The organism is Lewinella sp. W8, from assembly GCF_004375085.3.
GTDB lineage: Bacteria > Bacteroidota > Bacteroidia > Chitinophagales > Saprospiraceae > Neolewinella.
Window position 1 is genome coordinate 319061 of sequence record NZ_SNAQ03000002.1, and the last position, 12686, is coordinate 331746.

The 12686-nt window shown below is 58.2% G+C and carries 8 protein-coding genes; 5 read left to right on the forward strand and 3 right to left on the reverse strand.

The features are described from left to right. Nucleotides 1-59 precede the first annotated feature (59 nt). The 3 genes from E1J53_RS03755 to E1J53_RS03765 form a co-directional block, all read right to left on the reverse strand. The gene (locus E1J53_RS03755; protein ID WP_134271506.1) at nucleotides 60-2576 is read right to left on the reverse strand and encodes an HYR domain-containing protein; all 2517 of its coding nucleotides are present in this window, start codon (nucleotides 2574-2576) and stop codon (nucleotides 60-62) included. Between the two features lie 260 nt (nucleotides 2577-2836). Beyond that, on the reverse strand, nucleotides 2837-3694 hold the full coding sequence (locus E1J53_RS03760; RefSeq protein ID WP_134271505.1) for an energy transducer TonB: 858 nt from the start codon (nucleotides 3692-3694) through the stop codon (nucleotides 2837-2839). A gap of 168 nt (nucleotides 3695-3862) precedes the next feature. Next, complete coding sequence (locus tag E1J53_RS03765; RefSeq protein ID WP_134271504.1) at nucleotides 3863-6328, reverse strand: gliding motility-associated C-terminal domain-containing protein; 2466 nt, start codon at nucleotides 6326-6328, stop codon at nucleotides 3863-3865. Between the two features lie 412 nt (nucleotides 6329-6740). Between E1J53_RS03765 and E1J53_RS03770 the strand changes: the two genes are divergently transcribed. The 5 genes from E1J53_RS03770 (at nucleotide 6741) to E1J53_RS03790 (ending at nucleotide 12684) form a co-directional block, all read left to right on the forward strand. Further along, the gene (locus E1J53_RS03770) at nucleotides 6741-7985 is read left to right on the forward strand and encodes a M14 family zinc carboxypeptidase (protein ID WP_134271503.1); all 1245 of its coding nucleotides are present in this window, start codon (nucleotides 6741-6743) and stop codon (nucleotides 7983-7985) included. Between the two features lie 53 nt (nucleotides 7986-8038). Beyond that, entirely contained in the window at nucleotides 8039-8815 is a 777-nt protein-coding gene (locus E1J53_RS03775; protein ID WP_134271502.1) for a YwqG family protein, read from the forward strand. A gap of 361 nt (nucleotides 8816-9176) precedes the next feature. Continuing rightward, nucleotides 9177-10808, forward strand: coding sequence for an L-glutamate gamma-semialdehyde dehydrogenase (pruA, locus tag E1J53_RS03780; protein WP_134271501.1), 1632 nt, complete (start codon nucleotides 9177-9179; stop codon nucleotides 10806-10808). A 206-nt stretch (nucleotides 10809-11014) separates the two neighbouring features. Continuing rightward, nucleotides 11015-12289 carry a porin gene (locus E1J53_RS03785; protein WP_134271500.1) on the forward strand — a complete coding sequence of 425 codons (1275 nt, stop codon included), beginning with the start codon at nucleotides 11015-11017 and terminating at the stop codon, nucleotides 12287-12289. A 74-nt stretch (nucleotides 12290-12363) separates the two neighbouring features. Next, on the forward strand, nucleotides 12364-12684 hold the full coding sequence (locus E1J53_RS03790) for a DUF4212 domain-containing protein (RefSeq protein ID WP_134271499.1): 321 nt from the start codon (nucleotides 12364-12366) through the stop codon (nucleotides 12682-12684). Nucleotides 12685-12686: the final 2 nt, after the last annotated feature.

Below are 12686 nucleotides of genomic sequence, written 5' to 3' on the forward strand. Positions count from 1 at the left end.
GTCATTGAAAACCAAGCAAAAGCACGCAGAAAAAGTTTTGTCATCAGGTAGGGGCCAGACTAGCGCGTCAGCACAATCCGTTTGGTGTAGAGCTGGCCTCGGGCCCGGAGGCGAACGAAGTACATCCCGGCCGCGGCACGGCCGCCGGCCGCATCCGTAGCGTCCCAGCGCCAAGAATACGTCCGGTCACCGTTGGGGTTGACCCTGGCCGACTGCACCACCCGGCCACTCACGTCCAGCACGTCAATGCCCACCTCATCCATGAAGGGCAGCTCGAAATTGATCGTTACCGCCTCGCGGAAGGGGTTCGGGATGGCCACTACGTTAGCAAAGTCCGAAGGATCCTGCTCCGTGACGCTGGTGGGGAAACAGCTCGGTGGAACAATGACGTTGATCTGCTGGGTGCAGGTCGCCGTCAGACCGGAGGCATCGGTAGCCGTCCAGGTGAGCTCGGTGGTTTCCTTAAAGATGGTATCCCCCACCAGGGAAGACAGCCCGTTGGCGCTGAGCAGCGTCACGCCCTCACAGTTGTCCGCCGCAATGGGGTCAAAGTCCGTATTGGAAATGACCACAAAATCGCAGCTGAAAGTCGAGTCCAATTTGACGGTCACCTCGGGACAGTCGAGGGTTGGTGCCGTCACGTCGTTGACCGTCACGTCAAACGTACAGGTGGAGCTTTTGCCCGTTTCGTCGGTTGCCGTGGCGGTGACGGTAGTGACGCCGACGGGGAAGTTCGTTCCACTATCCTGTGAGTAGGTAATGGTCACTGTGCTCGAACAATCATCCGTGGCCGTGGCCGTGAACTCGGCCGTCGCCATACAATCGGCACCCACGTCGACGGAAATGGGCTCGGGGCAGGCGATCACCGGCGCGGCTTCGTCCTGACAAACCACCGTGCCGGCGGAGAAGGAGACGTTGTCAATGAATATCCGCTCACTTCCCGCATCCAAGTCCGCCTGAATAGTTAACCGGATGGGATCATCGTAGGATTCGGTGATGGTATAGGTAACCGTGGTCCACTGCCCAATGGTTAAGTCCGGAAAACCTCCACTGCCATCCGCAGCAGCATCAAAAATTTCTTCCAGAAGGCCGAAAGACTCATTCAAAATTACTGCGGTAAATCTATCCGTTCCGGTTGAGGAACTTTCGTAGGAGGTAGATCGTATAAAGTAATCAAAACTTACCGTCACCCCGGAAAGGCCAGCAATATCAATGGGGGCGAAAACTGCGGAGACGAGTCCATCCGTATCTTCAAACACAAATCCCTTTTCGCCATCCGTGAAGGCGGCATCGGGATCATCCGTCACCCCCAGGGCATCGCCGTCCGTCAGTCCGGCCTCTCCACTAGTACCAAGCCTTGTCGGCGCAAAGGCCGTGATAAAACCGAGTTCCTTACCTCTGCCACCCGTGGTCACGGTAGGCTGCCCCTGGTTGTTTTCTAAAAAACGAAAGATTACTGGGTTCCCCGTATCTACGTAATCTTCCTGTGAAGCCAGGGCATCCTCGAAGCTGGTGCTGGGGGGGGCATTGGGCTCACAGTCACCGTCGTCAATGGTCAGGGCAAGTGCCGTCAGGTCCATGCTGGAGGCACAGCCTCCTTCGCCGCGTACGTAGTAGGTAGTGCCGAGTTCAGCGCCCCCAAAAAAGTCGTACTGGTCGGAAGAAGTCCGGGCTACTTCCTGGGTACCTTCGGCGTCGGAGTAGATCACCCATTCGGTGGCGTTCCCCAGGCTTCCGGAGATTTCCATCCGGAAGGGAACACCGGGACATACTGTTGCCGGTGATTGCCCCAGGGCAGCGAGGGACGGCTCCGTGCACTCGGGCCAGTCGGCCTCTACCACGCCCGTGGAAAAGATAATATTATCGATGGCCATCTCCTCCGCACTGGCGTTGGTATCAAACTCGATCACCAGCTGGACGGTCGCCCCCGCCAGGCCGGAAAGGTCAGCCGTCAGGGTCGTCCAGACTTCGGTGGTAGGGATGGCCTCGTTGATGGCGGAAAACAGCATGGTGCGGTCACCGGTAGCGGTATTTATCAGATAAATTTCGATGCGATCATCGGCACCGTCGCCGTTTTCGTAGCTGGTATTGGCGACGATGTAGGACATGGAAAACATCGTGCTTCCGTCCACTACGACGGGATTAAACCGCAGGGTCGCCAGACCGTCGGGGTCCTGGAGCACGTAGATATTGTTGTTTCCGCTGGGGGGAGGGTTCGCGGCAATGTCAATGGTCAGACTGCCCATGTCGTTATCCGGAGTCGGCGCTACGGTGTAGTCAACGACGCCGAAAAGCTCTCCGTCGGTCAGACCACCTCCCGCGTCACGATCCCGCGTGGGCGTGTAGGTTACCTGGTAACCGGGAATTGCCCCCATGGTGGCCGCGTTGGGTTGCGTCTGGGGTGCCATGGTGGCGGGGAGAATGTGTTCGGTGAAGGGGGAAAGTGGATCCACGTAGTGGTGGGAACCGGGGGTACTGGTGCTGAAGTCCTGGGTGACCTGCGCCGACAGCCCCCCAAAGGCGAGGACGACGAAGAATAGCCCGGACAATAATCGAAGTGAGTGCAAATAATTCAAGAGTCAATAATTGGTGTTGCACACAGAAGTGCATAGGTGAACAACACCCCAATAATGATCTACCGATAATCTGAATGAATCCTGGAGCGAACTAGTGGTGGGCAGATGTTTTTCTCAGGGTGTTTTGAACGGTTTTTACCCGAGTAAGATAGGTCCAATCTTCAACTAACCAAAGGGATAAGCATAGGGGAAAACCCCCAATCTGATGGGCGTTTTCCCCCGGTACAAATAGATTCTGATGCAGATTACGGCAATTCGTACTACTCCAGGGCAAACTTGACGGGCAGGTTAAACCGCACCCGCACGGGTAGCCCCGCCTGAATACCCGGCTTGAAGCGCTCCCCTTCCCGGCTAATGGCCTCGACGGCTTTTTGCGCCGCCTCGGAACAGCCACCACCAACTTTACGCACCACTTTTACGTCGCTGATGCTGCCGTCCTTTTCTACGGTGAACTGTACCACCACCGTACCCTGAATGTTGTTCTCCCGGGCCAGGGTCGGGTACTTCACCCGGCTTTGCACGAAGGAAAGCAGCGCCCGGTCGGAACATTGCTTCGCCTCTTCTCCCGACAGCCCGAAACATTCACTGCCGAAGACGGGCATCCGCTCCACAAAAAGCAGGGGCTCGGAAGACTCCTCCACGGGGGGAGGTGGCGGCGGTGGAGGTGGTGCAGGCGTGGGTTCGGCAATTTGCGGCGGGGGAGCCAACACCGGCTCCTGGTCGTCAATACCCTGATCGATGAAATCAACGGTTTCCACCTCAGGTTCGGGGGTGGCTTCAATCACCGGGGGTGGCGGCGGCGGGGGTGGCGGGGGTGGTTTGTGATCGGTCGGTGGAATGTCCACTTCAATAATGTCTTCGGTGTCCATGACCAGATCGTAGACGTGGGGGCCCGATTCGGGCTGAGTCCAGTTGATGGTCAGGAAGGTGGCCAGGATGGCCACGCAGAGGGACAGTCGGTGCAGAGGAGCCCGGTAACTAAAAACACTGGCGGCCTTCCCCTTGACGGACTGCGGCGCCCGCAGGCGCCGTAAGAGCAGGATGACGAGCAGCACCAACAGGCACAAGCCCCCCAGCCCCAGCAGCACCGTGGTGCCGCTGAACGTATAAATCAGCATACGACAATGAGGTTAAATGATGAATGGATTCGCCCGGCCAGACGCTTGCCTGATAGATGTACGGAAGGCCCAAATTGGTGGGTTAGGGGTAAATTTTCCGTCCCGCACCCGGGGTCACGGCCCTACCCAATTCCTGGCACCTGCGCGCCGTCGCCCAATAGTCTTCCCCTACTTAATGACCGTGATCGTGCCCGTCCGCTGCCTAACCTCACCGTCGACGTACCGCAGGCTGATCCGGTAGGTGTAAACCCCACCACTGACGGTATTCAGGTCCGTGGTCGGTTCCGGCCACGCCGCCGCATCGCCAACCCCGGCGTAGCGCAATCCACCCCAGCGATCGTAGATCTCCAGGGACTGCACCCGCCGCACCGCCGGGCCCAAATAGGCCCGAAACCGGTCATTGATGCCGTCTCCGTTGGGCGTGATGGCGTTGGGCAGATATACCTCGCGGGTGGGCAGGACCGTGACCGGAGCCGCCGCCAACCGCACGCAACCATCCGCATCCCTCACCCTAAGCTTCAGGGTATCCGTGGCCGTCGGCAAGGCACGGGGCGACGGACAATCAGTGCAGTCAAACCACCCCTCCGGGGACCAGGAGAAGGTGGCATCTTCCAGGGAACGGTTCGTCACGTAGTCCACGGATAGCCGCTGCCCCAGGTTTACCCGGGTCGTGGGCAGCCTTAATTCGAGGGTGAAGGGATTGGGTTCCACGACCTCCACCGGATCAGCAACTACGGCGCAACCGGTAGCGTCCACCACCCTTACCCGGTAGGTTCCCCGCGGCACCCGGTAGGCGCGCTGCCGGGGCACCCCCGCTTCGTTCAGGAAGAAGGTGAAGGGGCCCGTCCCGCCGGAAAAATCAACCAGCACCCGCCCGTTGCCGTCCGCGTCCGTACAGAGGACGGGTTCAGCCCCGGTGGTGAGGGAAAGCGGCGGCGGTTGGGGCAACTGAAATTCGTAATCGTAGGGGCAACCAAGGCTATCCTCCAGCCGCAGGCGCACCAGGCTGGTGTCCAGTGCCTCCAGCACCGGTTGTTCACCCAGCACCGTGCCGCTTCGTCCGCGCCACACGTAGCTGGTCACCGCCGAGGCGGGCTCCACCAGGGGTACGATCCTACCGTTGGTGTCGCCGCCACACTGCAAGCTGTCGATGGAAAAACTAACGGCAAAGGGCTCCGGCGGCCGGGCAATCTGGGGCGCACTGAGGCGACAGGCGTCTCCCGCCTCGACGCGCAATTGGTAGGTACGCCCATCCATTTCGTCGGAGGGAATGGACAGCGACATGGCGGTTGCTCCGGGCAGGGCCACTCCGTCCCGGTACCACTGGTAGCGATAATCGGGGCCTTCTCTTCCGGTCAGCAGCAGGCCCCGCCGGCAAGCTTCACCCCCGGCGTTTTCCACGATGGCGCGGCGGGTGACCGACGCATCAATGTCTTCCGGCCGCACGCGGGGCGGCAGGACCTGCCGCAGGTCCACGGCGTCCAGCACCCAGTAGATTTCGTAATCAAAAAAGACCTCCGCTTGCTGCAGCGCCTGGGTCATGGCGCCCCCGAACGCCAGGTAGCGAATGGGCTCGGCCGGTGCCGTGAAGTCAATTTGAAAGCGCTCTAGCTGGCGGTTACGGTCCACCCGGATGGCGACCGAATCCAGGGGCGTCCAGTTGTCCCAGTCCCCGCCGAAGATCAGGCTATCCCGGCCCCGAAAGCGATAGGGGGTGGAATCGGGCACCGCACTGTAGTACCAGCTCAGATTCTGAAAAACCTCTCCGGAGAGCATAGAGGACATCTCGATGAGGTCACCTCCGGCAATGTCCAGGTTAAAGGTCAGCCGGTAGGTTCCACCGGGGACGGTCGGTTCCCGTAGCTCGACCATGGCCGTTTCGATGGTCGTGATCTGGGTGGCTTCGTAGGCCGCAAATCCGCCGATCAGAGAAGCGTTACTGCCCAGGTCGACGTAGGGTAAAAAGGGAGAATTGATGCGCTGAGCGTAGCAGCGTAAAACGTGTTCAATGGTCGTAATCGAGTTGCCCGGCAGCCAGGCGTCCACGCAGGGGAGCATTTCTCCGGAGAAGTAGCAGCCCTGGCACTCCGGCAAGTCCCGGCGGGCCTCAAAACTGGCATTCGGAATCAGGTTTCCTTCGGTTATTTCCGGGACGGTGGAGCAATCACAGTCGAGTACGTCGTTCAGGTCCACCAGCCCGTCACCGTCGTCGTCGCGGCCGTTGGCGCAGTCTTCCTTCGAACAGCCCCCCGCCACGAAGATCAGTTCTCTGGTGACGTTACACTCCCCGTCGCGAGCGTACCGCAGTCCGAACTCCACACCCTCGGGGTTACCCACGAAGGTTAGGGTATCTCCCGTGGCGCCCACGATGGCCGTGTCGTTCCGGTACCATTGCAGGTCCAGGGAGCCGGGGAAAAGGGCCGTGAGGCGGACGCCCCCGCAGCTCAGGTCCATCGTCTCGACGATGGCCAACAAATCTCGGCTCCGGCAATCGCAGTCGGGGTCCGCCAGGTCCACCAGGCCGTTCCCGTCATTATCGACCCCGTCGGCGCAGTTTTCGCTCTGCGCACCCAACACCCCTGCCCCGAAAAAGAGGAGAATGATCAGCAAGAATCGTGGAGGGATGGGGAACATGGAGAGGATTATCGTTTCCCGGGAGGGGGCGGCATCCAGCGGGATTGCCTCGATTCGGGGAAAGGTGTCTTCGCGTTTACGTGGCCGGTAATTGGGCAACGGCCCCGAGATCAGTCACTCATCGGGATCGTTGATTCTTAGGAGAATGCAACGGCGTGCGGGTGCAACGTACATCCCAGGGGCGCCAGGACACAAGGTAAACGTAAGGAGAGCAATCCCCTGGCAGGCAGGTGACGAATCCCGAATTTCTCTCGGTACGTAAGGAAAAACCCTCCTTGGCGCCTTCGGCCCAAAGTAACTTTGGGAAAAAGCCGATTTGTCGGATTCCGTAATTTGGCAAACAAATCTCGCTTTTCGTCAAACGATACCCAGGCAATATTCCGTTAACGTTCTGTTTGCTTAACTTGGCGTGATGAAAAGGCTCCCCCTCCTACTCCTGTTGCTGCTTCCAATTCTCGGATTTGCCCAACCGCCGGCGAGTATTGGACTGGACATGGCCACCAGCCTGCAGGACTACGATGGCAGCCTCATCCCGCCCCGGGCCTACCCCACCTACGAGCTGTACGAGAGGATCATGACCGAGCTGGCTGCCCGGTATCCGGACAACTGCGCCCTGGAAGAATGGGGCGTCTTACCTTCCGGCCACCGCATCCTTACGCTGAGAATTACGAAGAACGTCCGCCGCTCCGTGGGCAAGCCCCAGGTATTACTGACGGCGGCCATGCACGGCGACGAAACGGCCGGTTACTGGCTCATGCTGAAGCTGGCCGAGCACCTGCTGCGGGCCGAACCGGGCCGCCTGCTGGAGGACACCGAAATCTTCATCAATCCCCTGGCCAATCCCGACGGCGCCTTCCCCCGGGGAGGGCAGTCGCTGGCGGGTTCCCGCCGGGGCAACAGTCAGGGCGTCGACCTCAACCGAAACTACCCCGATCCCGACGACGGGGCCCATCCCGACGACTACGCCTACCAACCGGAAACGCGCATCTTCATGGAGGCCGCCCGGAGGCACAGCTTCGACCTGGCCCTTAACCTCCACGGAGGGGCCGAAGTCTTTAATTACCCCTGGGATACCTACCGACAGCGGCACGCCGACAACGACTGGTGGCGCCGCATCAGTCGGGATTTTGCCAGCCGGGCCCAAACGGCCAGCGGCAACGGCCGCTACTTTCAGGGCCGCCATCAGGGAGTGACCAACGGCCACGACTGGTACCCCATTGCCGGCTCCCGCCAGGATTACATGAACTACTACCACCGCTGTCGGGAAGCCACCCTGGAGGTGACCAAAGCCAAGCGTTTTCCCGCCCGCGAACTGCCCAGCCTCTGGAAGTACACCCGCACCGCGTTGCTGGGGTACCTCAACGAAGCACGCCGCGGCGTGCACGGTTACGTGGTCGACGCCAATACCGGCAAACCCCTGAAGGCCCACGTGTCCATCCCCGGCCACGATTACGCCAACTCCGACGTTTTCACCGACCCCCGCTACGGTAACTTCTACCGCTTCCTCTCCACCGGAACCTATCAACTGCAGGTATCCTCCCAGGGTTACGAAACCGAATGGGTTTCCCTCAACGTGAAGGATACCCAGCGGACCGACCTCCGGATTGAACTCCGGCCGCGGATGAAGCCCACCGAACTGGCCGTCAGAAAGCGGTAAGGCTTTGATCCGGCGTTTTCTCTTCATGTACCCTTAACCCTATCCGTATCGGCATGTCTGGCAGCATTCCAATCTTTCTGCGGGAACATCAGGAGCTTTTACACTCCCTCGAGCTTCCGGTCCTGCGGATCGAGGCGACCCCCATCATGGATGGTTTGACGGGTGACTCACTTCCCCTGATGGAAAGTAAGTTCGGGGGGCTCCCCTACTTCCCGGACCACGTGGCCTGGCCAACCGATATCCAGGGAGACTTTATGCTACCGGTAGCCCAGATCAACTTTTCCCAGGCTCCGGCATTACCGGGATTCCCGACTTCCGGCCTCCTACAGCTGTTCCTCTCCCCCACTTCCTGGTACGACAACGTCGCCAAAGTCATCTATCATCCGGCGGACGATCTCAATTATCTTCCCCGCACGGACTTCAGTTTTCTGGAAGCGTCCGTCTTTGCGGAAAGTCCCATTCAGGCCGTGCACCGCTTGTCCTTTCGGCAAGATGTGGATCCGGGCTCTTCGTCAGATTTTCGGTTTGGCCAGCAATTTGGACCGCTCGCCGACCTGGAATTCCCCGACCAGCTATCCGACGAAGAAGCGGAAGAGTTTGATGAATACTTTGACGGTTCGGGCCACAAGATCGGCGGATACGGAGCCTTCACCCAGGATGACCCCCGGGATTACGGGGAGGCCAGCGGGAAGTCCGTCCAACTTCTACAAATCGACACCGACGAATTCATCACCTGGGGAGATATGGGCATTGGTCACCTGCTGATTGATCCGGAGGACTTACGGACGGGACACCTGGAACGGGCGGTTTTTTACTGGGATTGTCATTAGGGGGAATCTTAGGCTGTTGGTATTTTGGTCTGTTGGTCTGTTGGTCTGTTGGTTTTTTAGTCTGTTAGTCCGTTAGTCTGTTAGTCCGTTAGTCCTTCACGGGAGGAAGGTGAAAGGATACCCCGATAAAGTTTTCTCTTGCCACCGTTGATCACTTTCTCCACCCCAAAATCTCTCTGAAATCTTTTTCACTTTTTCCCGGGTTGTGGGCCTTGCCGCAGGGGATACGAGTATTCCGTCTCGCTTCACGGTCCCTCACCCCGACACCATGCTTCAACCTAAGGACGGGCAAGAGGTTATGGTAGGGAAGCAAAGTCAGATTTTCTATCTTTGCCGCCCCTAACCAAGCCAAAGTACGTCCATGTCTAACGCAATATTTAACATCGCCATTCCCGCCAACGAACCCGTGCTGGGATATGCTCCCGGTAGTCCGGAGAAGGCCGAGCTGCAGGAAGCCCTCAAGGCCGCAAAAAGTGAGGTCAAAGAACTCCCCGCCTTCATCAATGGTAAGCGGATTCTGGAGGGAGAAAAAGTTAGTGTGCACCCTCCCCACGAGATCAAGCATACCCTCGGTCATTTTTACCGGGGAACGCAGGATCACGTGCACCAGGCTATCGACGCCGCCCTAAACGCCAAGGAAAGCTGGGCGGCTACGCCCTGGCAGGAACGGGTGGCCGTTTTCCTGCGGGCGGCAGATCTGCTGAGTGGTCCCTTCCGCGCTAAAATGAATGCGGCAACCATGTTGGCCCAAAGCAAAAATGCCTACCAGGCCGAGATTGATGCGGTGGCCGAGATGTGTGACTTCTTCCGCTTTAACGCCTACTTCCTGCAGGAAATCTACAAAGAGCAGCCCCTGCACAGCCCCAAACCTACCTGGAACAAGCTGGAGTACCGTCCCCTGGAGGGCTTTGTGCTGGCCATTACCCCCTTCAACTTCACCAGCATCGCCGCTAACCTTCCGGCCGCCCCCGCCATGTGTGGCAACACCGTGGTCTGGAAGCCCGCAGAAACGCAGATTTACAGTGCGGTAGTGATCATGGAGTTGTTCGAAGCCGCCGGACTGCCCCCGGGCGTCATTAACCTCATCTACACCGATGGTCCCGAAGTAGGGGACATCGTCTTCAAGCACCGCGAATTTGCCGGACTGCACTTTACGGGTAGCACCGGCGTCTTCCGTCATCTTTGGAAAGAGATCGGTCAGAACATCGAGCACTACCGTAGCTACCCCCGGGTAGTGGGGGAAACCGGTGGCAAAGACTTCGTGATTGCTCACCCGAGCTCCGACGCCGAACAAGTGGCCGTCGCCCTACTCCGGGGTGCGTTCGAATTTCAGGGACAAAAATGTTCCGCTGCCTCCCGGGCCTACCTCCCCGCCAGCCTCTGGCCGTCCATCAAGGAGCGCCTCCTGGCCGACATGAAGACGCTCAAGATGGGTACGGTGGAAGATTTCGGCAACTTCATTAACGCCGTGATTGACGAACGGGCCTTCGACAAGATTGCCGGATACATCGATGGAGAGAAGGAGAACCCGAAGGTCGAGATCATCGCCGGAGGAAACCACGACAAATCAGAGGGCTACTTCATTGAGCCCACCGTGATCGTCACCACCGACCCGAAGTCGCGTACGATGGAAGAGGAAATCTTTGGTCCCGTACTGACGATCTACGTCTACGAAGACGACCAGTGGGAGAACGCCCTCAAGCTGGTAGACGAAACGTCTCCCTACGCGCTTACGGGTGCCGTCTTTGCCACCGACCGCAACGTCATCGATCAGGCCACTAAGGCCCTGCGCAACGCAGCCGGTAACTTCTACGTGAACGACAAGCCAACCGGTGCCGTAGTGGGGCAACAACCCTTTGGTGGAGCCCGCGGTAGTGGAACCAACGACAAGGCCGGTTCCGCCCTCAACCTCTACCGTTGGATTTCCCCTCGCCTGATCAAGGAGAATTTCGCGGCGCCACGCGATTACCGCTATCCTTTCCTCGGGGAATAAGGCAAACAATAATGAAATGAAGGGAGGACCGAATGGGTAAAACTGTTCGGTCCTTTTTTATTGACTAGAACACGCTGGATTCATGCTCCTCACAAAGAAAAAACTCAAAAAATGACATCTATCATTTTGAATATCTAAATATCTATATATCTTTACGGCATAGGTAAGCGAGTATTCACCATTTCCGTTTTTCGAAATCACTTATCATGTCGATCATTCACCAACGGACCGCACTTGCGTGCGGCCTGCTCCTGGCAGTGCTTTGCCTTAGCGCACCACTCGGCGCACAGAAAAACAGTGAGGATACTGATCACACTTACCGTCCGCTGAAACTGAAGCTTGACGAAAAGGGTGACAAATACGTCCGCTTTATCCTTTGGCACCAGATGTGGGCCACCACCAATAATCTGGCTGGAGGCAGCAATAAGGTACAGCTCACGCCCTCCATCCGTCGTTCCCGTATCCTGGCCTACGCCCAGATTTCTCCCCGCTTCCTGCTGCTCACCCATTTCGGGCTGAACGGCCTGACGCCCGGCAACCTGACTACGTTGGGGAATAACGGGGACGCCCCCCAGTTCTTCCTGCACGGAGCCTGGACGGAATTCAAGGTAAGTCAGGACAATTCGCTTTATGTGGGGGCGGGCCTTCACTACTGGAACGGTTTGACCCGCCTCAGCAGCGCCAGCACCCTCAATTTCATGACCCTGGACCAGCCACGGCCATTTGCTCCCTGGCACAGTCTGGGATACGGAGACCAGTTTGCCCGCCACCTTGGGGTCTACGCGAAGGGGCAGTTAGGTAAACTGGACTACCGGGTGTCCGTCAACTCCCCCAGCCGGGCATCCCTCAATAATGGAGTTTCCTACGCTGCGTTGAGCAACATTACCTATAACGGTGTGATGCACGCGGATGCAGATAACCTGCCCACCGGAAACGGCATTTATCAGGGCTACGTCCGGTATAACCTTTGGGATGCGGAAGGAACCAAGCTACCCTACAACGTGGGCACCTACCTGGGCAAGAAGAAAGTATTCGCCCTGGGTGGTGGCTTTTATCTGCACCCGAACGGTGCCTATGACCATACGGAAGGCCAGGAAGGTCACGTAGACGTCGGCCACTTCGCGGTGGATGCCTTTATGGACTTGCCCACCAAAGGTGGGTGCTTCAACGCCTACGCCTCACTCATGAACTTTGACTACGGAGAAAACTTCGTGGGCCGCTGGGCGGGCACCGGTACGGCCGTGTACGGGCAGGTGGGCTATTTCCTGCAGGCGGCCAAGATTATGCCTTACTTTGCTTATCAGGTGGGGAACTACGATGGCTTTGAGGAAAACATGACCTCCTTTAATGCCGGGATTAACTACTTCCTCAACGGGCACAACGCAAAACTCACGCTGGAATTTCACCGCATCAACAACGATCTAACTACTACGCGTGGAGACGTCAGCCAGCTACGGATGCAGGCGCACGTTTTCCTTTGATCAGGAGGGCTTCCGGCGATATCCGCCGGGAGCCACTGAACCAAACTATTCCTTCACCACAATAACCTGTCTTCATGATCCTCGATCAAGAAAAATTAGCGCCGGAGAACGCCCCTACCGGGGGACCAACTCCGGAAGATCTGGCCCAAAAGAAACGGACGGCCTACTGGAAAGAAAACCTGAGCTATCTGGTGGCCCTACTGGCCGTATGGTTCGTCGTCAGCTACGGATGCGGTATCCTCTTCGTAGAACAGCTCAACAACTACCGTATCGGCGGGGCAAAGCTCGGCTTCTGGTTTGCCCAGCAAGGTTCGATTTACGTATTTGTGCTGCTGATTTTCGTCTACGTGTATCTCATGAACCGCCTGGACGACAAGTACGGCTTCGGGGAGTAAGC

Bases quoted from the DNA above. Each gene is read 5' to 3' on its own strand.
- E1J53_RS03760 (WP_134271505.1), bottom strand. From the start codon at position 3,694: ATGCTGATTTATACGTTCAGCGGCACCACGGTGCTGCTGGGGCTGGGG.
- E1J53_RS03775 (WP_134271502.1), top strand. From the start codon at position 8,039: ATGTCTGGCAGCATTCCAATCTTTCTGCGGGAACATCAGGAGCTTTTA.
- E1J53_RS03770 (WP_134271503.1), top strand. From the start codon at position 6,741: ATGAAAAGGCTCCCCCTCCTACTCCTGTTGCTGCTTCCAATTCTCGGA.
- E1J53_RS03765 (WP_134271504.1), bottom strand. From the start codon at position 6,328: ATGTTCCCCATCCCTCCACGATTCTTGCTGATCATTCTCCTCTTTTTC.
- pruA (WP_134271501.1), top strand. From the start codon at position 9,177: ATGTCTAACGCAATATTTAACATCGCCATTCCCGCCAACGAACCCGTG.
- E1J53_RS03790 (WP_134271499.1), top strand. From the start codon at position 12,364: ATGATCCTCGATCAAGAAAAATTAGCGCCGGAGAACGCCCCTACCGGG.
- E1J53_RS03785 (WP_134271500.1), top strand. From the start codon at position 11,015: ATGTCGATCATTCACCAACGGACCGCACTTGCGTGCGGCCTGCTCCTG.